This window comes from Variovorax sp. 05N34 (assembly GCF_056397405.1).
On record NZ_JBFTNI010000008.1, the window covers coordinates 196,184 to 222,542 of the forward strand.

Below are 26,359 nucleotides of genomic sequence, written 5' to 3' on the forward strand. Positions count from 1 at the left end.
GACTGCCCAGCGCATCTTTCCCTCTTCTACGACCTCAACGCCACCATGCTGACTCAACCGACGCTCTCGCCTTCCGACACCCAGCGCATCGCCGCCGCCCGCCATCGCTTTCCAGGCGCGCTCACACAAACGTACTTCGACGTTGCCAGTCGCGGCTTGCTTCCCGATGACGCACCCGATCGGGCCCATGAGCACATGCAGCAGCGCGTGCAGGGCACTGCCGATAAGTACGCCTATTTCGCCCTGGTCGACAAGGCACGTGCCGGCTTCGCGCAACTGATCGGCGCCGCGACGGACGAGATCGCCATCACCAAGAACATTTCGGATGGCCTCAACATGGTCGCCGCGTCCATGGAGTGGCGGGCAGGTGACGAGGTATTCCTTTGCTCCGGCGTGGAGCACCCCAACAACATCTACGCATGGCGCAACCTCGAAGGCCTGCAGGTGTCTGTCCGCGACTTTCCTTCGGTCGACGGCCTGTTTCCGACCGACGCCGTCATCGAGGCCTTGCAAGGCAGCCACCGTGCGCGCGTGGTTACCTTATCGGCCACCTCGTTCAAGCCTGGCTTTCGGGCCGAACTCGATCGGCTAGGTGCAGCCTGCCGGAGCGCCGACGTTCGGCTGGTAGTCGATGGAGCGCAAAGCATAGGAGTCACGCACCTGGACCTCGCGCGCACTCCCATCGACGCATTTACAGCCAGTACGCAAAAGGGGCTGTGCTCGTTGTACGGCATGGGCTTTTTGTATGTGCGTCGCGAGTTTGCCGAGAGCCTGACACCGCGTTACCTCGCCCGATTCGGAGTTGAGATGGAAGCAAACCACGAGGCTGACTACGACGACGCGCCCATCAAGTACCAGGCGGCGGCTCAGCGTTTCAACCTCGGCAACTACAACTTTCTCGCAGCGCTGCTGGTGGGTGACACGCTGGAATTGCTTAATGGCGTCGGCACACAGGCAATCGACACGCACGTAACCGGCTTGGCAGCGGCGCTATCGGCCGGCTTGATGGACCTAGGTGCGCCGGTCGCCCGGGCTCCCGACGCCCTGCGTGCCAACATGGTGTGCATCGAGTCGCGCAACCCCGACGCTGCCGCAAGCCTGCAAGCACACCTGCAAGCCCATAAGGTGATGGCTGCCGTTCGGCGCAACGCACTGCGGTTTTCATTGCACCTGTACAACAATCAGGCGGATGTGGATGTCGCTCTGGCGGCCTGCAAGAGCTGGCTGGATCTGCACGGAACGACTTTGCAGTAGGCCGCTGACAAGGCTCGGCGACTGTCATTGACTGGCGGTTCTTCGCGGTGGCGTTCCCCGGCGCATATGATCGCGGGCAGCAGCGCGCTACTCCTGGTTTGCACTGACAGGTTGAACAACAGGAGGCTCGCAGAGTGCGGCAGTTGTAAGGGGACAGACATGTTTTTTCGCAGTTGTAGCTCTGCTCAGAAGCTTGAGCTCTGACATCGCCGTGGCTTGCGCCACTAGGCTTTGTCTAGCTTCTGCGCTTTGAGTCCGTCATCCTTGCCCTGCACTCACGTGAGCATCCTTCTATGACGCTCGTCGAGTTTTCACAAATGCGAGCCAATCCAGTCGTCGCCGTCCAATGAGCTTTCGTGCGTGACCCGACGGATTATGTCTTGTCTTCTCCCCGTTGCCGCGGGCGATCTTCAGTCCTCTTGTCCACGCGTGCACGCAAGAGCATGTCATGAAACAGTCGGGCCGCCGGCATGAGTTCACGCCCGCGTCGCCTGATTAACCCGATCACCCTCGTGATTTCTGGATCTTCAAGCGGGACGCTGATCAGCCCGGAATGTCCTTTTGGAGGCATTGCCAGTCGCGGGACAACGCCCAGGCCGAGCCCCGCTTCGACAAGGCTCACCAAAGCCGGGACGTGACGCACCTCACAGGTCCACTGCGGTTTTCGATCAACGCGGCTGAGTGCTTGATCGATCAGGAAACGGTTGCCACTTCCCTGCGCAAGCGTCAGGTACTCATACTCGGACAACTCAGTCCAGGTGAGCCGCTTCCGCCTCGCAAGAGGATGCCCCACAGGACATGCGACAACAAATCGTTCTTCCAACAGGGGCGCGAAATCGATGTCAGCTTCTTGGGTGCCGATGTACGTCAAACCAAAGTCGGCATCTCCCCTTGCTACTGCGACAAGGACCTCCGAAGAGTATTCATCGATAAGTCGGATGCGTACCCTCGGATACGAAGCGTGAAACCGCTTTATGAGACCTGGTAGGAAGTAACCCACGGCAGACGGGACGCAAGCAATCGTCACCAGGCCAGAGATGCGTTCCGTCGTGTCCTTGATGCCGACAAGTGCGTCTTCCAGTTCGCGCATGACGTTTTGAGCCCTGGGCACGAAAGCCCTGCCGACCGTCGTCAGTTCCACCTTCCGCGTCGTGCGGCTGAAGAGCTTGATGCCGAGCGCCATCTCGAGCTTGTCGATGCGACGAGACAGTGCCGACTGCGACAGGTGCAAGTTTTCAGAGGCAACCCGGAAGCTACCGAAATCCGCAACGGACAGAAAGGCGCGCAGATCCGCGAGATCGAAATTCATGCGTTTCACGCAAAGGTAGAACGAATCTTTGCAATTTACACCGAAGCGGCTCCCCGCGAACAATCAACCCTCAGCAGCGGCTGCAATCAAGGGCCGCATCAACAAGGAGACATTGATGAGCATTTCGCCCGACGTTGGCACCACCCGAAGTTCGCTTCGCCTTTCTATACGCCGCGTGTTCGGCGTTCTGGCAACCACCGTGATGGCGGCCGCAACGCCCTTGGCCCACGCCGCTTGGCCCGAGAAGCCAGTACGCCTCGTCGTGCCCTACGGTCCCGGTGGCAGTTCTGACGTCATTGCGCGCCTCATCGCCAACGAGATGTCAAAGACGCTTGGGCAGGCCGTCATCGTGGACAACAAGGCGGGCGGCTCCGGGATCATCGCCATGCAGGAAGTGGCACGCGCGGCACCGGATGGCTACAACGTCGTCCTTGGGCATGTGGGCACTTTGGCCGTCAATCCGGCAATGTTTGCAAAGCTGCCGTACAGCGATGAGGACTTCGCGCCAGTTGCCTTGCTGGCCAAGGTGCCAATGGTGTTCGCCGTCGGAGCGAAGGTGCCCGCAGCAACCCTGCCGGAGTTCATCGCGTTGGCCAAGTCAAAGCCAGGCAAGCTGAACTATGGCTCTGCCGGCAACGGCAGCGCGGGTCATCTTGCCTTCGAGATGTTGAAGGTCACCGCCAACATTGATGTGACTCATGTTCCGTACAAGGGCACGGGAGCACAGCTCAACGACCTGCTGGCGGGCAACACGGACGCTGCCTCTGCCGGCCCTCCGGGCTTCATTGCACAGGCCAAGGCAGGCAGGATCAAGATCATTGCGAGCGGCTCGCCGCAACGCCTGTCAGCGCTTCCCGCGGTGCCTACCGTCGCCGAACTCGGCTATCCCGGCTTCGACAGCTCTCAATGGTTCGGTCTTCTTGCGCCAGCGAAGACGCCGCCCGAGATCGTGAGCCGGCTGCATGACGCCGCCGTCAAGGCATTGAGCGTGCCGGCGGTACGTGCTCGGCTCGAGGAAGACGGCAGCACGGCGGCTCCCATGACGCCAGCCGAATTCGCCAAATACATCAAAGCCGAGCGCGAACGTTGGGGCAACGTGGTCCGCAAGGCCGGGCTCAAGGTCGACTGAGTCCCCCTTCATCACTTCATTTTTTTCGAGACATCATGAACACCACTGTTGCTGAAAAACGAGTCCTGCTGGAGTCCGAACTGCTTGAACTTGGTGCGAAGGCTTTCGAGGGCCTTGGCCTGCTCCCAAAGGATGCTCAGGATGTCGCCAGGATTCTGGTGACGGCAGACCTCTTCGGTTTGTCGACGCACGGCCTCAGCCGCGTCGAGTCCTATGGGGAGCGCCTGAGTGTCGGCGGCATAAAGGCGCGACCGAACATCAAAGTGGAGCAGCGTGCGCCCGCCATCGTGAGCGTCGATGGCGACAACGGTGTCGGCCCGCTTGTCGGCATGCGTGCGCTGGAGGCAGCCATGGAAACGGCCAAGCAGACTGGGGTCGGCATTGCGTTCGCACGCGGCAGCAACCATTTCGGCCCGGTCTCGCCGTACTCGCTGATCGCAGCAGAGGCCGGCTTCGCCAGCATCATCGGCAGCAATGCGACCACCACAATCGCGCCATGGGGCGGCAGCGATGCGCGCCTGGGCAACAGCCCGGTTGGCTTTGGTGTGCCAAATCCCGGTGGCAACCCGTTCCTGCTCGACATGGCCATCAGCGTTGCCGCTCGTGCCAAGATCCGCAACGCCCTCAAGCGCGGGGAATCAATTCCCGACACGTGGGCCACGGACAAAGACGGCCGGACCACAACGGACCCGGCGGCGGCCCTGGACGGGTTCCTGCTTCCAATTGGTGGGCACAAAGGCTACGGCCTCGCGCTGCTGGTCGACCTGTTCGCCGGCCTTCTGTCCGGCGCTGCCTATCTCACGCATGTGAAGTCATGGGTCGATGCGCCTGACGAGCCACAGAACCTCGGGCACTTCTTCTTCCTGATGGACACGCGGCGCCTCGGGTCCACCGCATGGCTGAGCGAGCGGATGAACGACTTCGCGGCGATCCTGCATGCCAGCCCCCCCGTAGAGGCGTTGCGACCCGTCCTCGTGCCAGGTGAGATCGAACTGAACAACCTCGCGCGTCATCGGCGCGACGGCCTTGCACTGGATCCCGCGGTGCTTGCTTTGCTCGACGAGCACGCGGCCAAGGCCTAGGCAGCCGGGCAGGCCTGCCGCCCCACGATCTGGCCGGCCCATGAAGAACACGGAGACTCAAGATGAAGGCCATTCACCTGTACGCAGTGATGCTGCTGGCAGCGACGGGAGGCGATGCGCAGTCGCAATCAGCCTATCCCAGCAAGCCGATTCGCATCGTCGTTCCCTACGTTGCCGGCGGCGCCGCGGACATTACGGCGCGGATCGTCGGCCAGAAGATGGCCGAAGGGCTGCGCGTGCCCGTCATCATCGACAACAAGCCGGGCGCCAACGGCATGATCGGAACGGACGCGGTGGCCAAGGCGGCCCCGGACGGCTACACGCTTGTCCTGCTCGCAAGCGGCCCGCTTGTGGTGAACCCGGTGCTCTATGCAAAGGTCCCGTACGACCCGGTCAAGGATTTCTCACCCATCAGCCTAGTGACGAGCTACCAGTATGCCCTGACCGTTCCGGCAGCATCGCCGATCAAGAACCTGACGGAGCTGGTGGCGACAGCCAAGGCGAAGCCGGGGCACCTTAGCTATGGCTCGACCGGTGTGGGCGGTGGAGGGCATCTGGCTGGCGTCATGTTCGGTCTGATGAGCGGCGCAGAGTACACGCACGTGCCGTACAAGGGCGCGGCCCCTGCGCTAGCCGATCTGCTCGGCGGCACACTCTCCTTTACGTTCGACACGGTGGTCACGGCCGCGCCGTTTGTCCGGAGCGGAAAGCTCCGGGCGTTCGCGGTCTCCGGCCCCCGCCGGGCGTCGTCGCTGCCAGGCCTGCCGACCATGCAAGAGGTCGGCTACAAGGGGTTTGACATCACGCAGTTCCAGGGACTGCTGGCGCCTGCGAACACACCAGCGGCGATCATCGATCGCCTCCACGACGAAGTGACCAAGGCACTGAAGGTCAAGGAAGTCGCAGACCGGCTTGCCACTGAGGGCGGCTACGAGATTGTGGGAAGCACCCCGGCTGCGTTTGGCGAACGTATCCGCTCCGACCTTGATCGGTATGGAAAGCTCGTCAAGGATGCGAACATCAAGCCGGAGTAGGCATGTACAAGGTTGATGTCCTGATTCAGGGTTTTCCGGGGCGAGCCGTTTGCCACGGGGGTCTCGGGTGGAGCACCATCTCGCTCCTGCGCGGCGCGCAGCGGACGGTTCTCGTGGACGTGGGCGCGTTCGGCGTCCGCAAACCCCTTGCGAAGCAGCTCGCGCAACGCCGTGTCGCGCCAGAAGACGTCACCGACGTCGTCCTGACCCACGTGCATTACGACCACGCGGTCAACTTCACGCTGTTTCCCAAGGCAACGATCTGGGTCGGGCGCAGGGAACTTGAGTGGGCCGCTGCGGCGCAGCCCGGCTTCAATCCCTTGCCAGAACTCTACGTTCGGGAATTGCGGCGACTTGACCGGGTTCGCATGCTCGATGAGGGTGACGAGTTCCTGTCCGGGATCACAGCCATTTCCTCCGAGGGGCATACGCTCGGCCACCTGATGTACCTGCTCGCAGAAAGCGAAGTGCCGGTGCTGTTCACAGGCGATGCGGCGAAGAACCGCGCGGAGCTTCTCACAATGGACGTCAGTGACACCAGTGATCGCCCTGCGAGCATCGGCACTCTGGAACGGATCTGGGAAACGTGGCGACGCACACCCGGCACGTTGCTGATTCCCGGGCATGACCTCCCAATGCAGCTTGATGAGGCAGGCCAACCTGTCTACCTGGGAGAACGCAGCGCCGTGATCACGGCGTGGTTTTCACAGAGCCTCGCCCAGACAGCTACCGTCGATTTATGCCGAAAGTCACCCGGCGGCATCTTCTCCGAGCTCATCGGGTCCCGCGCAGAGCTTTGAGACCTCCTCACTTTTGAAACACCCCTATGCCAGTCACTGCTACGATCCGTTCTGCGCTTGCGCCAACTGGCGTGCTGCGCGCCTCAATCAATCTTGGCAATCCGATCCTCGCACGGTGGGATGCAGGCCGGAACCTGCCAGCCGGAGTATCGGTCGACCTGGCCACCGAACTCGCAAAGCGCCTGCAGGTTGAATTCCAGCCTGTAGTGTTCGATGCCGCAGGGAAATCGGTGACCGCTGTCACCGGCGAGCAGGCTGACGTTGGCTTCTTTGCCGTCGATCCGCTGCGCGGCGAAGGCCTCCTGTTCACGGCACCCTACATCCTGATCGAGGGAAGTTACCTCGTGCGAATTGACTCCAATATCGAAAGCAACGAGCAGGTGGATGTCGAAGGCATGCGGATCATGGTCGGCAAGGGCAGCGCATACGATCTCTACTTGAGCCGCGAACTCAAGAATGCCCAGATCGTTCGCGCCAACACGTCACCCATCGTCGTGGACGAGTTTCTCGCGCAGAAGGTTGACGTGGCCGCGGGCGTGCGTCAGCAGCTTGCCTCAGACTCGGCGAGGTTGAATGGGCTGCGACTTCTGCCGGGTAGGTTCATGGTGATTCAACAAGCGATGGGAACACCGCGCAGCAGAGGCATGGAAGCAGCCAACTATCTAGGCGAGTTCGTCGAAGATATGAAATCTTCAGGATTTGTTGCCGACGCTATGGCTCGCCATGACATCAAAGGCGCATTGGTTGCACCGCCGCAATCGAATTGAATACCCGCAGCAAGCAAGAGTCACAGATGTCGCAATCGTCCTGCGATTTCTCGCCAACCCGAATACTGTCAACCTCGGGTGCAAGGTGCATGGCGGGCACCGTCATGAATGGGTAGGGCGGTCGGGCTCTGCGACTACTAAAACCAGTATGGGTGCCCCTGTCGCACGGACACCCAGAGCTATGTTCACCGCGCATTGGGCGCTGCATCCTCTTTTGAATTGAGATTCGAGAGGCCGCCCTCGCGTGGCGGCGGCTGCTCGTGGGAAGGACTACGGCAATTGGAGTCGAGCGTGCGCGAGCAGAGCTGCTTAGACGACGAAGTCGCCGCAGCCGCTAAAGCGCCAGAGGCGCACCTTTGGGGCGCTTTGATTGCGGAGAAGACTGGCCTCTGCGTCTCCAAGCTCTCGCCGGCCAAAGAGAAGATCGTACGGGCTCTGAGTGAGTCCGTGTCGTTCATGCGCGAGCAAGGCAAGTATCCGCAGCGTAGGTCCGAGCAACTGGGCAACTGGGCAACTGGGCAACTGAGGCCTGCTTGCGCCGCAGAACCCGCCGTCTTCTTGTAGTGGGCTTCGCCGTCAAGGCTGCATCTCCTTTTCCCACCACCCGCGGGTGTTCACGTTGGCAGCATCGGCAAGAGCTTCTAGCTCCGCAACCTCATCGCTGGTGAGCGTCATGTTGGTAGCTCGGACCAGACCATCGATGTAATAGGGCTTGGTGACGCCGATGATCGGCATCGCGCCCTTGGCGATCGCCCAAGCTGTCGCGACATCGGGAGCTGCGGCACCCTGCTTCTGGCCGATCGAGGCGAGCCTGTCCGTCAGAGCCTTCAACTGAGACAGCATGCCATCGTAAGTCGCCGCCCGGCTGCTGCCTTTCGGCAGCGGGCTCTCCGGACTGTACTTGCCGGTCAAGGCGCCCTGTTCAAGCACCATATAGGCAAAGAATGGGATGCCTTGGTTGCGGCAGTGGTCCAGGATGCAAGCATCTTCAGAGCCGCGGTAGAGCAGGCTATAGTGGTTCTGGACGGCCTCGACCCGGAACCCGGCTTCTCCAAGGATTTGGTTGGCAAGCTCGATTTCGCTCAGATTGTGATTCGAGACGCCCACATGTCTGACTTTCCCACTCTTTAGCAGCGGGATCAGGTGCGGAGTCCACCGCGCTACATCTGCTGGATTGTGAATCCAGTAGAGGTCGATGTAATCGGTGCCGAGGCGTGCCAAACTCTGCTCCAGCATGTCCGCCACCGGATCATCGCTAGTGCCAGCGGCCTGCGGCGTGAACTTCGTGGAGAGCTGGTAGTCGCCGCGGGCGTAGCGCTTCAGAACGTCCCCGAGTACGGTCTCTGACCGACCCATGCCGTACACCGCGGCGGTATCCCACAGGGTGAGGCCGGCCGCATGTGCCTTGTGCGCGACCTCTTCCAGGCCAGCTCGAGTGAGGGGGCTTCCGAAATAGCCGTTGCCGGTCTCACCGCTGTCGCCCCAAGCCCAGGTCCCCAGTGCGACCGTGGGGACCTTCAGATTATCCATTGTCATGTTCGCTCCATACTTGTTCTGCAGCCAGGTTCACTGTGACCAAGCCGCTGCTGGCAATATGATGCGCAGCGACGTCGAACCGTTATCCCGATGCGCCGGGATTACTGCCTAATCCTCTAGAAGCCGCGGTTCGCATTGCTGCGCTTTCGTGTGCGTGTGATAGTCGGGTTCATGGAAACACTGACCGAAATCGCGGCCGTGATTGCCCGACACGTCTCGAAGGATGGCTTCCATGCCACCCCCATCGAACGTGTGACGCTTGTTCGATCCTCCACGGTGACGATGCCGATGCCGAACGTTTATCGGCCGCAGCTGTGCCTCGTTGCTCAGGGGCACAAAGAGGTCACGTTGGGCGACCGTGTGTTCAGATACGCACCGGGGCGTTATGGGGTTGTGACTTATGACCTGCCGGTTATAGGCCATGTGGTTGAGGCGACGCCTGACAAGCCCTATCTCTGCCTATACCTCGATTTCGATCCGATCATGCTGGGGGACTTGGCGTTGCGCGTGCCGGCGCCGCGGGGAGCGCCATCTCTGTCCATAGGCAAGACAGTGTCAGACGCCGGGGCCGAACTTCTCAACGCGGCGCTACGCCTGCTGCGTCTGCTCGACGATCCGGCGGCGCTGCCGGTGCTCGGGCCGCTGGCCGAGCAGGAAATTCTCTATCGCCTGCTCGCCGGCGCGGACGGTGCCAGGATGCGCCACATCACCTCCAGCCAGGGTCGGGTGGCTCAGGTTGGCCGCGCCATCGCGTGGATCGGGCAGAACTTCCGGGAAAGGTTCAGCATCGAGCGGCTTGCCGCGGAAGTAGGTATGAGTCCGTCGAGCCTATACGAGCATTTTCGTGCCGTGACGGCGATGACGCCGCTGCAATTCCAGAAGCAGCTAAGGCTCCAGGAGGCGCGCAGCCTGATGCTGGTCCAGGGAATCGACGCTGCGACTGCCGCCTTCCGCGTGGGTTATGAAAGCTCGTCGCAGTTCACTCGCGAATATCGCCGCCACTTTGGTGAACCGCCAGCGCGCGACATAGCCCGCTTGCGCGCTTCGCCGGGCTTGGCAGTGGTGGCCTGAGATCGGCTTACTGCCATACTGTCCTTGCTGGTGGTGGCGGGATCGAGCATCATCATCGGGATCTGCCCGCCGATGAGGTCGGTCAAGGCCGGCGGCGCGCCCTTGTAGGGACGTGCAGGATCTGGACTCCAGCGTGGGCCTTGAAGATCTCCAGGACGATGTGGTGCGGCCTGCCGTTGCCCGGAGACGCATACGACAGAGCGCCGGGACGGTTGCGGGCCTTGGTCAGAAAGATCAAGTCAATCGTGTCCAAGTCTTGGGTTCGGTCCAGAGTTAATGGATACGAGCATCCTTTGCTCCTACTGCGAATTCAAGATGGGTTCGCCGGCCGCTTACGTTGAAGGCTCGACAGCATTACGACAACCATCACAACCGCATGGCTCTCGGCCCCCTGACCCCGAATGATTTCAATAACGAAGATCGACAAGCCGGAAGCCGCCTGACTGCAGTCTAGAAAATGGCCGGATAGGGCGGAGACGTCATCGGGCGGGACTCTGGGGGTAAACAGACGCGAATTTCCTTAGCTTTTTAGTAAGACTTGGGAAGTCCGAGTACTTTCTCTGCAATGAAGCAAAGAATGAGCTGCGGGCTCACCGGCGCAAGGCGGGGAATCCAGGCTTCGCGCATGTAGCGTTCAACGTGATATTCCTTGGCATACCCCATTCCCCCGTGCGTGAAGATCGCGTTCTCGCACGCGTGGTAACAGGCCTCAGCGGCGAGGTACTTGGCGCTATTGGCGTCGGCACCGCATGGCAGGTGTCGGTCGTAGCGCCAAGCGGCCTTCTGAACCATGAGGTGGGCTGCTTCCAACTCCATCCAAGACTTCGCCAGAGGATGCTGAACGCCCTGGTTCTTGCCGATCGGACGATCAAAAACCTCTCGTTCATTGGCATAGCCTGCTGCACGCCTGAGCGCGGCGCGTCCCAAACCAACGGCCTCGCTGGCAATCAGGATGCGCTCCGGATTCAGGCCATGCAGGATGTATTGAAAGCCCTTGCCTTCTTCCCCTATGCGGTCTTCGACCGGAATGCGGAGTCCGTCAATGAAGACTTGGTTGGAATCCACACATTTGCGGCCGAGCTTCTCGATCTCGCGAACCTCGATGCTGGTCCGCTCAAGGTCGGTGTAGAACAGGCTCAAGCCGTCGGTCCCTTGGCATTCTTCGATCGCCGTGGTGCGTGCCAGGAGCAAGATCTTGTTGGCCACCTTGGCCGTGCTGATCCAGACCTTCTGTCCATGCACGACATAGTGATCACCTTGGCGTATCGCGCGGGTCTTGAGCTTTAGCGTATTCAATCCGGTGTTGGGCTCGGTGACGCCAAAGCACGCCTTCTCCTTTCCTGAGATCAAGGGAGGGAGCCAACGTGCCTTTTGAGCGGTAGATCCGAACACAACTGCGGGATGCAAGCCGAAGATGTTCATATGAACGGCTGATGCACCCGAGAGCCCGGCGCCAGTGGCCGCAATCGTGTGCATCATCAAGGCGGCTTCGCTGATACCGAGTCCGGCGCCTCCGAACTCTTCCGGCATGGCGATGCCGAGCCAGCCCGATTCTGCGAGGGCTCGGTGGAAGTCGTGGGGAAATCCACCTTCCTGATCCTTGCGCAGCCAGTAGTCAGCATCAAACGGGACGCAGACGCGCTCGATCGCGTCGCGAATCTGCTCCTGTTCTGGGGTCAGTTCAAAATTCATTCACTACTTTCCTTAGGGATGGGTACGCGCGACCTGAGTGGACCAGGCCACGCCAGTTCGTCCGAACCGACTAAGGCGCCTTCTTGGTTGGCATGTACGGGTAATAGGGAGGTGCTTCCCCCACGGCCTGCATGTCGACTTCCAAGATGCAGATGCCAGGCGCCTCCAGTTGGTCGCGCACGGTAGAGCCGAACGCGTTCGCCGACTTCACACACGCATAGCGCGCAGACGCCGCGGCAGCCAGTTTGGCGAAGTCGGGCGGCATGAGATCCCCGTAGACGCGTCGTCCTCCGAACGCCGCATCTTGCATGTGTCGGATCACGCCATAGCCTGCGTCATTCATGACAATGAAGAGAATGTCGAGTCCCTCCTGGACGGCGGTCCAAAGCTCGGAAACGTGCATCATGAAGCCGGCGTCGCCGTGCAGCACCACCGTCTTGCGCCCGCCCGCCGCTACTGCCGCTCCGATGGCCAGCGGCAACCCCTGCCCGATACCTGCGCCGATGGGGTGCACGGCGTCTCGAGGACCGTAGACTTCATAGAGCCGGTTTCCCCAGGTGGAATTGGCGACGGTGATGTCTCGCACCCAAAGTGCGTTGCGCGGCACCACGCGTCTGAGCTGATCGGCAAAGCTTGCATACGGACCAAGGGTCGCCTTGAACTCCTCCCGCGCGCGAAGCTTCATCGCTTGAAATTCCTTCGCGAACCCGACGTTCGGCTGCAAACGGTCCTTCAGACGCTTGACCAGCCCACTGATTACGAGGCGTGAATCGCCAAGCACGAACATCACATTGCTGTAGGTGCGGCCATTGGCGGCCGGGTCGATGTCGATGTGGATGCGCTTTTCAGGCAGCGGCGTCGTGTTGTCAACCGTCTCCTGGCCTCGCAGTCGCGAACCGACCACGAGCATCAGGTCGACTGTTCGATAGAAGTCCTGAACGGTCTGCACGCCGGTGCCATTCATGCCTCCCAAGTTCATCGGATGGTCTTCGGGCACGACGCCACGCGCGGCATGGCTGGTTACCATCCCGAAACCCAAGCTCACCAGTGCCTGTATTTCCGCGCTGGCGTGCCTCGCTCCATTGCCGACCCACAGCATCGGCCGTTTCGCGCTCATCACCTGATCGACCAAAGCGTCCATCTGGGCCTCTGTCGGCTGTAGCGGTTCTGGGATTGGCAAACGAAAGTCCATGCCGAGCTGCGGGGGCAATGAGACGACCGTTTTTTGCAGGTCGATCGGGATCTCGACGCTGACGGGTCCCTTGGGTGCGGTCAAAGCTTCGGTCGCGGCGCGTGTCAATACGCCCCAGGCTTCTTCAGGCGTACGGATGCGATAGGCTGATTTGCAGGCCGCACGCATTAGGCCTAACTGGTCCGGTGCATCGTGCGTGGTGCCCGTGTTGCGGTCGATCAGCTTGCTGGGGACCTGACCAGTGAGGTGCAGCAAAGGCGTACCAGCGAAACGCGCCTCCACCAAACCTGCGATTGCGTTGGCCACGCCAGGCCCGGTACTTGACACAAGAAGGCCAAGTCCTCCGGTCACTCTCGCAAATGCATCGGCCATGTGCGAGGCGCCCGCTTCGCCCCGCGTCATCACCATGTGAATGCGATCGCGCCGCGCAATTGCGTCGAATATTGGGATGTTGTGAACGGAGATGATGCCAAAGCCGGTCTTGATACCGACTTGTTCCAGAAAGCAGGCGACGGCATCGCCGACGTTGGTGTTCACGTTGTTCCTCTTAGGTCGGTGTCTGCTAGAACATTCGACGTCCCAACGACGCCGCGGAGCGTGTCGAGAAACTCTTGAGAAGGGTCAGGCGCTTTAGGAATAGTCGTCACGTCGGTCATGGATGGGAGTCAACCTGGTTCTTGGCCTTAGGCGAGCCAGGCGCGGACAGCGGGTGGCCGCCATCTGCACCGCTCTCGCTCCCTTAAAAACTCAACGTGTGCCTAGAGCCTCGACAGTCTCCTGCGGCAGCATTGTGTGAACGGAATCCACACCTGAAAAGCATAGATTTCAGGTCCTAACCATCTAAGATGAGCATGGACGCTACAAGTGGAGGATCCCATGGATCTGCGCCAGCTTCGCTACTTCGTCGCCGTTGCGGACAGCGGCAGCATCAGTGCCGCGGCTGTGGTCTTGCATATCGCGCAGTCAGCGGTCAGTCGTCAGATGCTTCGATTAGAAGATCAAGTTGGGGGGGCCTTGTTTCGGCGCAGCATTGCCGGTGTCGAGCTCACCGACAGCGGCCACTTGCTGTTGGAGCGTGCGCGCTTCATTCTGCGGGAGGTCGAGAGTGCGACAAGCGATGTCGCCACGTTCAGTCGCGGAATGCGTGGCACTGTGCGCGTAGCGGCGCCTGCCAGCGCGGGACGCGTCCTCTACGTACCGTTGGTAAAGCGGTTCCACGCTCAATATCCGCAGGTGCAGCTTGAGCTATCGGAAGGGACAACCGACGAGATGTTGCGCAGCTTGGCCATCGGTACGTTGGATCTCGGACTCGTCACGGAAGTCGAGCCTCGCGACGACATTGTGTTGCAGCCTCTCTTGCGCGAGGAAGCTGTGCTTCTGTGCCCTGTTGGCCATCCGCTTTGCAAGCGAAAGAGCATTGCAGCACGCGATTTGCCGCAGATGCCGATCATTATCGCGCCGGGGTTGCGGCGCATCTACGAGGAGCGATACGGTGCATTGCGCCCGATTGTCCAAATTCACAGCGGCAATCCAGCTGCCGAGCTAACGCGATTAGGGGTGGGTCATGCCGTTGTCCCAAGGTCTGCGCTGGGTACATCTGATGTATGGCGCGGGTTGCAAGGAATTCCTGTACGCGGCCTTGAGACCACACGGATGCTCGCCTGGAGCAAGGGGCGCCCTGCCAGCCTGGCAACGCGCGCACTTCGCGTCGCTGTGGAGGAGCTTGTGAGTCAGGGCATCGCGGAGAAGGTGTTCTTGCCGGTGTGATTCAACGTACGCGCTCTCCACTGGTCTATTGACTGAAACTGCGCGGGCCAGTCGCACCACAGGGCTCGGACGCACAAAGACACGTGCGCAAAGATGCTCGGCTGCATGTATCCCGCCGCTCCTTACGACAGGTCAGCCGCATCGAGTAGGCCTGCGTCCCAACGATGGCGCGCGGTTCGCCGTCTAGTTCCATGACATCGTCCGTTGGTTAGGCGGCGCGGGCCAGTTGCTGGCGCGCGAGCTCGAGCTCTTGCAGCAGCTTCTCTCTGACCTCAGCCGCCTTCGTGGCCTGTGCCTGTCGCACGTGGCCGTACCCTCGGATCGTCTGAGGTAGCGAGGCCAGCTTGATGACGACGGGCAAGGTCTCAGCACGCAAGTCGGACAGGGCAGCCTGCATGTCGTGTTCGTACTGCAGTAGCAACTGACGGTCCAGTGCGCGCTCCGCCGTATTGCGGAATGGATCGAGCCAACTCCCTCTTAGCCCACGCATCCGCGCCATCCACTTCATCGCCAGAAGCACCCAGGGCCCCGCATCACCCTTGACGGGCTTGCCACCATTGGGGTCCTGCCGGGCGAACGGCCAGACCCCAAGGTGAAAGCGCAGGCGGATCGGGCCCTCGAACTCCTGCTCCAGCGCCGATCGGAAGTCGGGGTGCGTGAACAGGCGGGCTACCTCCCACTCATCCTTGGTCGCTAGGAGTCGGTGGTAGTTGTGTGCCACGGCCCTGGCCAGCGCATCACCCCCTTGGATACCGGCTTCCAGTTGGCGCACCCTCTCCACCAACCCCCGGTACCTTTGCACATGTACCTGGCCGCTGTGCGCGCGCAGGTGCTCGATGCGGTGCGCGACGGTCTGGTCGAGCCCCCGGGTCTGTCGTGGAACAAAGGTGATAACGTGTGCCGGCTGCTGCGCCTTCAGGTAGCGCTCGACCGCCGGTTGGTCGTGGGCGGCGCGTCGACCCCAGAGGAATGCTTCCTTGTTCATGGTAACGGCCACGCCGTTGAGCTCGATAGCCCGCTCTATCGCCACTCTGCTCAACGGGATGAACCCGCGTTGCCAGGCGAGACCTAGCATGAACATATTGATGCCGATCGGATCGCCGACCAGTGCGGTGGCCAAGCGCTCGCCATCCAGCAATACGAGGTCGGCCTTTCCCGCCGCAGCCTCGATGCGTTCGATGAGCATCTTCGGGTCGAGCTGCCAATCTGGGTTGCGCGCGAAGTCGTTTGTCGGCACGAGACCGGTGCTCACCACTGCGCGCCCGCGACCGGCCGGCAGCCGTGAGAGTGATTCGTCTGACGCCGCGACGACCAGGTCGCAGCCGATCAAGGCATCGGCCTCGCCGTCGGCAATGCGCGTGGCATGCAGCATCTGAGCCTCGGGTGCGAATCGCACGTGCGAGGTCACGGCGCCGTACTTCTGCGAGAACCCGGTGACGTCGAGGCTCGAGCTGTATTGGCCCTCAAGATGCGCGGCCACGGCCAAAGTCTGGCCGATGGTCACCACGCCCGTGCCGCCGATGCCGCAGATCAGCGCGCTGTAGGCGTGTTGCAGCGGTGCAATGGCGGGCTCGGGCAAATCGTGCGTGTAGGGACGCTGCGATGCCGCCTGTGCCTCGGCGCGCACCGAGGCGCGTCGTGGCTTTCCGCCCTCGACGCTGACGAAGCTGGGGCAGAAGCCTTCCACGCAGGAGTAGTCCTTGTTGCAGCTTCCCTGGTTGATGCGGCGCTTGCGGCCGAGCTCCGTCTCCAGCGGCTCGATCGACATGCAGTTCGACGCCACGCCGCAATCGCCGCAGCCCTCGCACACGGCCGCGTTGATGAACAAGCGTCGGTCGGGATCAGGCAACTTGCCGCGCTTGCGAAGCCGACGCCTCTCCGCCGCACAAGCCTGGTCGTACAGGATCACCGACACACCAGGATATTCGCGGAATTCACGCTGCACAGCGTCCATGGCCGTGCGGTGGTGCACTGCGACGCCCTTGGGAAGCGCGACTCCGGCATAGCGCTCCGGCTCATCCGTCACGACCGCCATCTTGAGGATGCCCTCTGCCGCAAAGCCCGCGAGGATCTGTTGCGGGCTCAGGTTGCCCTCGACCGGCTGTCCACCCGTCATGGACACGAAGCCGTTGTACAGGACCTTGTAGGTGATGGGCACCTGCGCCGCTACCGCTTGGCGAATCGCCAGGTAGCCCGAATGCGCCAGGGTGCCATCGCCGATGTTGGCGAACACATGGCGCTCGGCGGTAAAGGGTTGCTGGCCGAGCCACATCACCCCTTCGGCGCCCATATGCGACCACGTGGTGGTCTGCTGCGGGTTGATCAGCAGCGCCATGCTGTGGCATCCGATGCCAGCCAGCGCGCGGCTGCCTTCAGGCACCTTGGTCGAGCGGTTGTGCGGGCAGCCTGAGCAGAACCCGGGCACGCGTGTGGGTCCGGGTGCCTTCACGGATGAGCCAGCGGGTTGCGCGGGCGCTGGCAGGTCGAATCCCAGCACCCGAGCCAGCACCTCGGCCACCCGTGTCGGTGTAATTTCGTTGGCGTTCGGAAAAGCGATGTCTGTAGGGACCGAGTCAAACAGCCCGCCCTCGAACTGCTTGCCCACGAGGCGCGGTGCGTTCGCGCTGCCATAGAGGATGGTTCGTATCTGGTCTTCCAGGATAGGCCGCTTCTCTTCGACCACCACGACGGTGTGCAGCCCATGCGCGAATTCGCGCACGATCTGCGGATCCAGGGGCCAGACCAACCCGACCTTCAACAGCTTGAGGTTGGCCAACCGCGCATGACCGCCGCCCGCCGTCTCGCTGTCACGCCCCAGGGCCTGCAGGACATCCTGCCACGCCTTGCCGGCGGCGATGACTCCGACGCCGGCTCCGTGCGGAGCGGCGACGATCTGGTTGAGCTGATTGGCTCGGGCATAGGCCATCACCGCGGAATGCTTGTGGTTGTACAGCCGATCCTCCTGAGGAAGCGGCAGATCGAAAGCCCGGATCTGATAGCCCGCCCCGAACGGGTCGGTGGGCCGGCTCGGCGCCTCGGGCAGTGTGATCGCAGGAGCGTCCGCACCGACGTAGACCGAGCCACCGCCTTCGACAACGTCGGTCACAACTTTCATGCCGACCCAGCAACCCGAGAACCGGCTCATGGCAATTCCATGCAGGCCGTAGTCCAACAGCTCCTGCGTGTTGGATGGGTAGAGCACAGGCATGCCGACTGCCATGAAGATGGGATCGGAGAAGTTGGCGACCGAGGAACTCTTCGCCCCGTGGTCATCACCCGCCAGGCACAGCACGCCGCCCTTGGGCGATGTGCCGGCCTGGTTGGCGTGACGAAGCACATCGCCCGAACGGTCCACGCCCGGGCCCTTGCCGTACCAAATGCCGAAGACACCATCCACGCGCGCGCCGGGAAAGGTCCCGACGTACTGCGAGCCCCAGATCGCGGTGGCCGCCAGGTCCTCGTTGAGGCCAGGGCGGAACACCACGTTGGCGGCCTTGAGCGCCTTCTCGGCGGCCCACAGCTCCATGTCATAGCGTCCTAATGGCGAGCCGCGGTAGCCGGAGACATAGCCGCCTGTGTTCCATCCAGCTGCGACGTCGCGGGCGCGCTGCTGCAGCGGCAGGCGCACCAGCGCCTGGATGCCGGTCATGTAGACCCAGTCGTCGTTGATTCGGTAGCGGTCATCGAGGGTTGCGACGTCGCGAGCCAGGGCGGTATCCAAAATCTCTCTCCTCATCGGGGGTCAGTGCTGGGCGGCCGGCACGTCGCTGCCGCTCTTGCCCACCAGGAACTGCAGGTCGCAGCCATCGTGGGCCTGGTTGACGGTGTCGACGTACAACTTGACGTAGCCTCGACTGGCCGGAGCGGCAGGCGGCCTCCATGCGGCCATGCGCTGCTGCAACTCGGGTTCAGAGACGAGCAGCTCCAGTCGCCGCGCGGCGACGTCGAGCTCGATCAGGTCGCCATCACGCACCAAGGCGAGTGCGCCACCCACTGCCGCCTCCGGCGACACGTGCAGTACCACGGCACCGAAAGACGTACCGCTCATGCGAGCATCCGAGATGCGGACCATGTCCGTCACGCCCTGCTTCAGCAGCTTGGCGGGGATGGGCAGCATCCCCAGCTCCGGCATGCCCGGAAATCCCTTGGGGCCACAGTTCTTGAGGACCATGACCGAATCCGCATCGACCTCGAGATCGGGATCGTCGACACGCTGATTGAGGTCGTCCTGGTTCTCGAACACCACCGCACGCCCCTTGTGCTTGAGCAGGCGCGGTTCGGCTGCCGAAGGCTTGATGACGGCGCCGTTCGGGCACAGATTGCCGCGCAGGATGGCCACACCCGAGTTCGCCATAAAGGGCTTCGCCACGCTGTGAATCACGTCCGGGTTCATGCAGGTTGCGCTGGCATTGTTCTCGGCGAGCGTCTTGCCGGTCACGGTCAGCGCATCGCCATTCAGCATGCCGGACTCGCACATGTCGCGGATGATCACAGGCAGGCCGCCGGCTTCATGAAAGTCCTGCATCATGTAGCTGCCCGAGGGCTGGAGGTTGAGCAGCGTAGGCACGTTGCGCCCGATCCGGTGCCAGTCCTCGATGTCCAACTGGACTTCCATGCGCCGCGCCACCGCTGTGAGGTGGATGACGGCATTGGTCGACCCGCCGATGGCCGCGTTGATCGCGATGGCGTTCTCGAACGCCTTGCGCGTCAGCAGCTTGTCCAGCGTGAGACCCTCCCGCACCATCTCGACGATGCGGCGGCCCGCCATGCGCGCGAGCACTCGACGCCTGGCATCAACGGCGGGAATCGACGCGTTGTCGGGCAGCCCGATGCCAAGCGCTTCGACCATCGAGGCCATCGTCGAAGCCGTTCCCATCACATTGCACACGCCCACGGAGCGGGTGAGGCAGCTCTCGGCCTCCTCGAAGTCCTCGTTGCTGGCACGACCGGCGCGCAGGTCCGCCGCCAGGTTCCAAGCATCCTTGACGCCGAAGGCCCTACCCCGGAAGCTGCCGTTGAGCATGGGGCCTCCGGACAGGCCGATGGTCGGCAGGTTGACGCTGGCGGCGCCCATCAGCAGCGCCGGGGTCGTCTTGTCGCAGCCCATCAGCAGAACCACCCCGTCCAGCGGATTGGCGCGCAACGTCTCTTCGACGTCCATGCTGCATAGGTTGCGCAGCAGCATTGCCGTCGGCCGAGTCAGCATCTCGCCGGGCGAGATGACCGGGAACTCCATGGCCACGCCGCCCGCTTCCAGGATGCCTTCGCGAACGTGTTGAGCCAAGTCCCGGAAATGCGAATTGCATGGGGTGAGTTCAGACCAGGTGTTGCAGATCCCGACAACGGGCCGTCCGTCAAAGTGATCCATCGGCACGCCCCGGCTGCGAACCCAGCCTCGGTTTGCAAAGTTTTCTGCACCTTTTCCTTTGAACCAGGCTTGCGATCGCAGCTCGCCCTTTTCTTTACCGGACATACGCTTGTCTTTCTATCAATGACATCGAGGGGGTCGCTCGTGCTCGGACGGCTTGGGGTTACCGGCCAGCCTTACGCCACACGTCCCCCAGACGCAGATGGGCTTGTCGATCGATTCGACGATGCAGGGTCGTGCGAGCGCATGCGCCGCTCCAGCACGGCCAGCAACGGTGCCAACAGCACCACCACTAGCATCGGTGCCGCTGCGGCGCACATGGCGACCTTCAGGCCCATCTGTTGCGCCAGCAACGCTGCGGCGATGAGTGGTGCAGCGCTACTGCCGAAGCGCGAGACAGCACCTTTCCAACCGACTGCCGCGCTGCGCAGCGCGGCCGGATAGACGATTGGCGTGATGATGTTGAGCGACTGGTAAGTGCCGACAATGAAGAAGCCGGCGCTGGCGATTGCCGCCACGAAAGCCGGGCTGCCGAAGGGAAAGATGGCAAGCCCGAACAGCGACAGTGCGCCCAGCAGCGCATACACAGCGGTCACAGGGTAGCGCCCGAAGTGATCAATCACGAAGCCGGTTGAGAGTCCGGCGATGATCGACGCCACGCCGGCCATCGAGGCGTAGGCCGCATAGCTGGCGACCGGGACGCCCTTGAATTCGTGGAAGAAAGCCGCGCCGATGCCGAACAGGTTGACGCTGATTTGTCCGCAGATGCAGGTGAACCAGAGCACGGTGGTGAACACTGCGCGATGGTCGCTGAAGATCTCGATGATCGAGATGCGGGCGCCGAGGCGCCGGGCGGCGGGTTCGCGAAAGCGGGTGTCGGCCTTCACCACAATGCTCAGCTTGCGCAGGGCACGATGAATGTCGCTCGATGGGGCGGCAGTGCGGGCCAGGTGCAGTGGCGATTCGGGCATCAAAAGCACGATCGGCAAGATCATCAGGAGCGGTGCCAACGCACCGATCACATACATGCCCTGCCAGCCAATGCGGTCGAGCGAGAAGGCCACGAGGCCGCTGGCACCCACTGTGCCAACGGCCACGCCGGCGTAGACGATGCCTACCATCGTTGAGCGCCGCTTGATAGATGAAATGTCGGCAACCAGGCTGGCGGCAGCAGGCAGCAGGCCACCTCCCAGCACGCCAGCGACGAAGCGGGTCACCCCAAAGCTGGTGATCGAGGTGGCGAACACGCTTTGCAATGTGGCGATCGAGAACAACGCCAACAGTGCGATCAGCACGCGCTTGCGGCCGAAGTGATCGGCCAGCGGCGACAGCAGCAGGCCGCCGATCGCCTGTCCCATGGGCTGCAACGCGAAGGCGCCGGTGAGGCTTGCGGTTGGGACACCGAGCGTTGACGCAATTACAGGCAAGATTTGGCCGGTCACCGCCAGGTCGTAGCCGTCGATCAGCAACACGAGAAACAGCATCGCCACGGTGAAGACGTGGCCGTGACGCACCGGCGATGCGTCGAGCAGCCCGCCGAGGTCGATCTTGTTGTCGCACGTGCCGCGATCCGGGGCGGCGCGCGCTCCGTTCGGCGCAATGAACTCCGGCATCTTGTCGTCTCCGTTCTATGTCTGGATGGTTCCACTTCTGCTGGAACCGAGGCATAGAGAAGCGTACGTTTGACTTGCTGGATTGGATTGCGGTTACAGGCTAATCTGGGTGGCGATCGAGGCTGGAACTCTGATGGGCATGTCAAGGAGGATCTGCGCGTTCCCCTTGCCCAATGGGTCGAAACGTGCAGAGGCTGGGCCTCCTCCGGCAAGGGCGTCGTGCATCACCAGATTCAGTGAAGCCGTGCCCGGCAGGTAAAAGCGTTCGACGTGACCCTTCACCTGGTGGGCGAAGTAGTCCCTCACCGCCTCGGGCGTCAAGCGAGCCCACAACAGTGCAATCCACTCAGGCTTCCGAGCGATGACGCCAATATTGGAGATGTTCCCCTTGTCGCCGCTACGTGCCCACGCCAGCCGAACAAGTGGAACTTCCACTTGAGCCTCGTCCACGGGATCGGTCCATGCAGCGGGGCTGGCGAGCGGCGGAGCCTGAGAGGCGGAGCGAGGATCCGATGTGGAAGCGGTTGGTGCGCTGCTTTCGATCGTCGCGCCGTCCAAGCAAACCCGAACAGGCACGCGGGCCTTGTCGAGCAAGAAGGAAAGAGGCTTGATGAGTGCGGAGGGCGAGGGGCGACCGCCGGCCGGCATCGTTGTGCCTGGCGACCAAGACGTGCCTGACGGCGCGATCTCACGGGCGAAGATCTCCAGGGCCTTCTTGTCCGCATGATCGACCACCACGCGAACCATCACTTCGCGAGAGGCACGCGTACGCGCATTCGCTCCATAGAGCGATTCGCAACCGAACAATTCGATCTGCACGTTGGCGTAGTCGGCCAGGCCGATCTGCTTGAAGATGCCCCGCGTGCGATCGATGATCGCTTCGCCGGTACGACGAGCTTTGGAACATGCATCGATGCCCACGATCGCCATCATCCCCGCGCATCGATAGCCGTCGAGCTGCGTAGCGGACACTTTGTACGTGCTGGTCGGCGCGCGCCCCCGCGCACCGCTGACGCGCACGCGCTCCGACGACACTTGCTCGACTGTGACGTGCCGGAGGTCACAGCTGACATCCGGGAGCAGGTAGGCACCGGGATTACCGATCTCATAGAGCATCTGCTCGACAACGCAGGCCCGATCGATCAGCCCGCCGGTTCCTGCGGCCTTGGTCAACTCGAAGCTGCCGTCATCGGCGCACTCAATGATGGGATAGCCAATGTGAGCCCAATCGGGAACGCTCTGCCAATCCGTGAACAGGCCCCCGGTGGCCTGGCAACCGCACTCGATGATATGGCCCGCCAAGCTTCCAATGGCCAGGCGATCGTAGTCCTCGGGTGTCCAACCAAATTCGTGGATCAGCGCCCCCAGCGTCACGGCACTGTCGACGCCACGCCCCGTGATCACGATGTCGGCCCCTGCGGCCAGCGCCGACGCCACAGGGAATGCACCCAGGTAGGCATTGGCGCTCAGCACACGCGGCGGCAGCGCTTCATCGGTGAACATGTCGCGCACGCCCTCTTCGCGCAGTGTTGACATGAGGCCACTCACGTCATCGCCCTCCACGACCGCGATACGCGGCGACAAGCCCATTGATGCGGCGAGCGCCTGGAGCGCATGCGCGCAACCTTGCGGGTTGATGCCTCCGGCGTTGGCGATGACCTTGATTCCGCGCGTCATGATCTCTGGAAGCACCTGGCGCATTGCGGAGTCGACAAAATCCGTCGCGTAGCCCATTTCCGGCTTCTTCGCGCGCGCGGCGGCCAGGATGGCCATTGTGGTTTCGGCCAGGTAGTCGAAGACCAGGTAGTCGACCCCCCCGGACGCCACCAACTGCGGTGCGCCCACCATACTGTCACCCCAGAACCCGGAGGCTCCGCCGATCCTGACTGTCTTGCCGGCCATGCTCAGGTCTCCTTGCTCTTGTTGAGTCGATTCCCCAGCTGACTCGGGGCCGAAGCTCTCCAGGGTTCTGTCCAATTTGGTTTCCGCTTCTCGTTGAAGGCGGCCATGCCTTCGCGGGCATCGTTAGTCATCGGCATCAACGCAATCTGGTTCTCAGCGTACGCAATCGCTTGGTCGAACGACATGGCCGAGATTGCGCGCATCGCGTACTTTCCCCTTCGGATCGCCGCGGGCGACTTGTCGACGATGCGGGCGATGAGCCACTGTGTCTTGGCGTCAAGATCGGCCAAGCGGACAACGTGATTGACCAACCCCGCCTGGCGCGCCTCTTCCGCCGCGAACGGCTCGCCCGTAAGCGTCCATTCGCGAACGATCCGCATCGGAACCAAGTCTTGCAGCAGGCTGAGCACCTGCATTGGAAACAATCCGACCTTCACTTCAGGCAGGCCGAACAGCGCGTGGTCGGCGGCTACAGCCATGTCGGCCATGCACAGCAGCCCCATGCCGCCAGCCATGCAAATGCCGTTCACCCGAATCACGATCGGCAATGTGGCACTTTGAGCCTCACGCATCAGGTCAGCGTAGTCGCCGTTAGGGCGCGAGAGATCGAGTGCGAACCCCTCGCCCGGCCGCAGGTCGGCGCCGGCGCAAAACGCCTTCTCGCCGGCGCCCGTCAAGACGATGACCCTTACCTCGGGATCGGCGTGCGCGGCGCGCAAACCTTCCCGAATGCCGGCGATGACGCCCGCGTGAATGGCGTTTCGCTTGTCAGGGCGGTTGATGGTGATCCAGAACGACCGCTCGCGCTTGTCATGGAGGACCTCTGCGTCGGGAAGCGACCAATTGCTCATTTCTCGGCTCCTTGCACTTCATCCGGCTGGATCTCGACGACTAATGCCTTCGCCTGCACCTGCTCGTCAATGCTGACGTGAACGGCTGTAACTACACCTTGCACTGGGGCACTGTGGATGTGCTCCATCTTCATCGCTTCAAGAGCCAGTAGAGGCTGCCCTGAAACAACCTTGTCGCCCACCGCCGCGAGCATGGACACGACCCGGCCATTCATGGACGCCCGCACGCGCCCATCGCCTTCACCTGCGTCTTTGCGCGAAGCCGCGGCGCGCGTTTGGTCCTCCAATTCGTGCGGTCGACCCGCGTGGCGAAACCAGAGGCTGGCGCCATCGCGGTCATACGCAACGCTCTCCATCACGCCGTCCAAGAGGAATCGCGCTTCGTTTTCACTGACGCAAACCGATTCAAGTACGTGCTCCTTCCCTTCGAACACGAGCTTGAAGCGCCACGGCTGAATCCGCGAGATGCTCGCCACAAGTTGCGAGCCATCAAGTGCGAAACGCACTCCGAGCGGCAGCGTGTGGGTCAGGCCGCGACTGCTCGCGTCATGTTGGGCATGTTCCCCCGTCTCTTGCAGCAGCCAGGCGCCAATTAGGGCCGCTCTCTCGATGGCCTTCGCGTCGATCGGCACCAAATCCGATTCGTGCTGGGCGATGAATGCGGTGGTTGCTCCGCCAGCGGCGAAAACGGGGTGCGACAGACAACGCGCCAGGAATTCCTGGTTCGTCCGCACACCCAGCGCCACGGTATCTTCAATGCCGCGCATCAAGCGGCGACGAGCACCGTCTCGCGTCGTCCCATACGCGATCAGCTTGGCAATCATGGAATCGTAGAAGGGCGGGATCGACGTGACCGAGCGCAGGCCATGCTCCACGCGCAGCCCTTGGGGCACTTCCCAACGGCGCATCGTCCCGCTCTGGGGCATGAAGCCGGCTCGCACGTCCTCAGCACACAAGCGCACCTCTATGGCATGGCCGGAGAAGCGGATCTCGTCCTGGGAGAGGGGGAGGGTCTCACCCGCCGCCACGCGCAACTGCCACTCCACCAGGTCCAGCCCGGTGATAGCTTCGGTCACCGGGTGCTCCACCTGGAGCCGCGTGTTCATCTCCATGAAGTAGTAGTTGCCTTCACGATCCAGCAGAAACTCCAGCGTGCCCGCCCCTTCGTAGGCAATGGCCTTGACGGCTGCAACAGCGGTGGCACCCATGCGCGAACGCAGTTCCGCGTTCACTACCGGAGACGGTGCCTCCTCGATCACTTTCTGGTGCCGACGCTGCACGGAGCAGTCCCGCTCGCCCAGATGCACCGCATTGCCATGCCGGTCAGCGAAGACCTGAATCTCGATGTGCCGCGGCTCGACGATTGCCCGCTCCAGAATGACAGTGGAATCGCCGAATGCGTTCATCGCTTCGGACTGGGCACTTCGAAGCAGGTCGGCGAATTCAACGCCCGACTGCACCAGCCTCATGCCACGGCCCCCGCCGCCGGCTGTTGCCTTGATCATGACTGGATAGCCGATGCGGGCGGCTTCTTCTGACAGGCGCTGTTCGCTCTGGTCTTCTCCCTGGTATCCGGGTATGCACGGGACGCCGGCGTCGGTCATGAGACTTTTGGCGCCTGCCTTGTCGCCCATGGCGCGGATCGCCTCGGGCGACGGGCCGATGAAGACCAGGCCTGCATCGCGGCAGGCAGCCGCAAAGTCTTCGTTCTCCGCGAGGAAACCGTAGCCGGGGTGCACGGCGTCGGCGCCGCTGATTCGAGCAGCGTCGATGATGGCGGGAATGCGCAGGTAGGACTGCGCCGGGAGCGGTTCCCCAACGCAGACCGCCTGGTCTGCTGCCATGACGTGGGCTGACTGGGCGTCCGCCGTGGAGTACACGGCCACCGTTCGATAGCCAAGCGCATGCGCACTTCGGATCACACGCAAAGCGATTTCGCCTCGATTGGCGATGAGAATCTTTGAGAAGGGCGTAGGAGCGTTCATGGAGTTG

At 62.4% G+C, this 26,359-nt stretch carries 19 protein-coding genes; 8 read left to right on the forward strand and 11 right to left on the reverse strand.

Annotated features, from left to right (window positions below; translation table 11 throughout):
* Positions 1-45 precede the first annotated feature (45 nt).
* Positions 46-1,254 carry an aminotransferase class V-fold PLP-dependent enzyme gene (locus tag AC1DMA_RS21935; RefSeq protein WP_478126112.1) on the forward strand — a complete coding sequence of 403 codons (1,209 nt, stop codon included), beginning with the start codon at positions 46-48 and terminating at the stop codon, positions 1,252-1,254.
* Between the two features lie 373 nt (positions 1,255-1,627).
* On the opposite strand, the gene AC1DMA_RS21940 is transcribed toward AC1DMA_RS21935, so the two are convergent.
* Positions 1,628-2,563: a LysR family transcriptional regulator gene (locus AC1DMA_RS21940; RefSeq protein WP_478126113.1), complete on the reverse strand. Its 936-nt coding sequence runs from the start codon at positions 2,561-2,563 to the stop codon at positions 1,628-1,630.
* Between the two features lie 115 nt (positions 2,564-2,678).
* On the opposite strand from AC1DMA_RS21940, the gene AC1DMA_RS21945 reads away from it, so the two are divergent.
* The 5 genes from AC1DMA_RS21945 (at position 2,679) to AC1DMA_RS21965 (ending at position 7,375) form a co-directional block, all read left to right on the forward strand.
* Positions 2,679-3,692: a Bug family tripartite tricarboxylate transporter substrate binding protein gene (locus AC1DMA_RS21945; RefSeq protein WP_478126114.1), complete on the forward strand. Its 1,014-nt coding sequence runs from the start codon at positions 2,679-2,681 to the stop codon at positions 3,690-3,692.
* Positions 3,693-3,727: 35 nt separating this feature from the next.
* Positions 3,728-4,774, forward strand: a complete 1,047-nt coding sequence (locus tag AC1DMA_RS21950) for an Ldh family oxidoreductase (protein WP_478126115.1) — start codon at positions 3,728-3,730, stop codon at positions 4,772-4,774.
* 62 nt (positions 4,775-4,836) lie between these two features.
* The gene (locus AC1DMA_RS21955; RefSeq protein WP_478126116.1) at positions 4,837-5,808 is read left to right on the forward strand and encodes a Bug family tripartite tricarboxylate transporter substrate binding protein; all 972 of its coding nucleotides are present in this window, start codon (positions 4,837-4,839) and stop codon (positions 5,806-5,808) included.
* Positions 5,809-5,810: 2 nt separating this feature from the next.
* Positions 5,811-6,608, forward strand: a complete 798-nt coding sequence (locus AC1DMA_RS21960; RefSeq protein WP_478126117.1) for an MBL fold metallo-hydrolase — start codon at positions 5,811-5,813, stop codon at positions 6,606-6,608.
* A gap of 26 nt (positions 6,609-6,634) precedes the next feature.
* Positions 6,635-7,375: an ABC transporter substrate-binding protein gene (locus AC1DMA_RS21965; RefSeq protein ID WP_478126118.1), complete on the forward strand. Its 741-nt coding sequence runs from the start codon at positions 6,635-6,637 to the stop codon at positions 7,373-7,375.
* Positions 7,376-7,951: 576 nt separating this feature from the next.
* Here AC1DMA_RS21965 and AC1DMA_RS21970 read toward each other — a convergent pair.
* Complete coding sequence (locus tag AC1DMA_RS21970) at positions 7,952-8,911, reverse strand: aldo/keto reductase (RefSeq protein WP_478126119.1); 960 nt, start codon at positions 8,909-8,911, stop codon at positions 7,952-7,954.
* Positions 8,912-9,082: 171 nt separating this feature from the next.
* On the opposite strand from AC1DMA_RS21970, the gene AC1DMA_RS21975 reads away from it, so the two are divergent.
* On the forward strand, positions 9,083-9,982 hold the full coding sequence (locus tag AC1DMA_RS21975; protein ID WP_478126120.1) for an AraC family transcriptional regulator: 900 nt from the start codon (positions 9,083-9,085) through the stop codon (positions 9,980-9,982).
* A gap of 82 nt (positions 9,983-10,064) precedes the next feature.
* Here the strand turns inward: AC1DMA_RS21975 and AC1DMA_RS21980 are convergent, their stop codons facing one another.
* The 3 genes from AC1DMA_RS21980 to AC1DMA_RS21990 all read right to left on the reverse strand — a co-directional run bounded on the left by AC1DMA_RS21980 (position 10,065) and on the right by AC1DMA_RS21990 (position 13,403).
* The gene (locus AC1DMA_RS21980) at positions 10,065-10,235 is read right to left on the reverse strand and encodes a tripartite tricarboxylate transporter substrate-binding protein (RefSeq protein ID WP_478126121.1); all 171 of its coding nucleotides are present in this window, start codon (positions 10,233-10,235) and stop codon (positions 10,065-10,067) included.
* A 275-nt stretch (positions 10,236-10,510) separates the two neighbouring features.
* Positions 10,511-11,674, reverse strand: a complete 1,164-nt coding sequence (locus tag AC1DMA_RS21985; RefSeq protein ID WP_478126122.1) for an acyl-CoA dehydrogenase family protein — start codon at positions 11,672-11,674, stop codon at positions 10,511-10,513.
* 70 nt (positions 11,675-11,744) lie between these two features.
* On the reverse strand, positions 11,745-13,403 hold the full coding sequence (locus AC1DMA_RS21990; protein ID WP_478126123.1) for a thiamine pyrophosphate-binding protein: 1,659 nt from the start codon (positions 13,401-13,403) through the stop codon (positions 11,745-11,747).
* Between the two features lie 339 nt (positions 13,404-13,742).
* Between AC1DMA_RS21990 and AC1DMA_RS21995 the strand changes: the two genes are divergently transcribed.
* A complete protein-coding gene (locus tag AC1DMA_RS21995; RefSeq protein WP_478126124.1) occupies positions 13,743-14,633 on the forward strand; it encodes a LysR family transcriptional regulator in 891 nt (296 codons plus the stop codon).
* Positions 14,634-14,841: 208 nt separating this feature from the next.
* On the opposite strand, the gene AC1DMA_RS22000 is transcribed toward AC1DMA_RS21995, so the two are convergent.
* From AC1DMA_RS22000 to AC1DMA_RS22025, 6 genes are all read right to left on the reverse strand, one after another.
* A complete protein-coding gene (locus tag AC1DMA_RS22000) occupies positions 14,842-18,354 on the reverse strand; it encodes an indolepyruvate ferredoxin oxidoreductase family protein (protein ID WP_478126125.1) in 3,513 nt (1,170 codons plus the stop codon).
* 21 nt (positions 18,355-18,375) lie between these two features.
* Complete coding sequence (locus AC1DMA_RS22005; protein WP_478126126.1) at positions 18,376-20,106, reverse strand: IlvD/Edd family dehydratase; 1,731 nt, start codon at positions 20,104-20,106, stop codon at positions 18,376-18,378.
* Between the two features lie 71 nt (positions 20,107-20,177).
* Positions 20,178-21,614, reverse strand: a complete 1,437-nt coding sequence (locus tag AC1DMA_RS22010) for an MFS transporter (RefSeq protein WP_478126127.1) — start codon at positions 21,612-21,614, stop codon at positions 20,178-20,180.
* 93 nt (positions 21,615-21,707) lie between these two features.
* Positions 21,708-23,516 (reverse strand): acyclic terpene utilization AtuA family protein, encoded by a 1,809-nt coding sequence (locus tag AC1DMA_RS22015; protein ID WP_478145484.1) that lies wholly within the window; start codon positions 23,514-23,516, stop codon positions 21,708-21,710.
* 2 nt (positions 23,517-23,518) lie between these two features.
* Positions 23,519-24,367 (reverse strand): enoyl-CoA hydratase/isomerase family protein, encoded by an 849-nt coding sequence (locus tag AC1DMA_RS22020; RefSeq protein ID WP_478145485.1) that lies wholly within the window; start codon positions 24,365-24,367, stop codon positions 23,519-23,521.
* Complete coding sequence (locus AC1DMA_RS22025; protein WP_478145580.1) at positions 24,364-26,352, reverse strand: acetyl/propionyl/methylcrotonyl-CoA carboxylase subunit alpha; 1,989 nt, start codon at positions 26,350-26,352, stop codon at positions 24,364-24,366. The genes AC1DMA_RS22020 and AC1DMA_RS22025 overlap by 4 nt, the downstream gene beginning before the upstream one ends.
* Between the last annotated feature and the right edge of the window lie 7 nt (positions 26,353-26,359).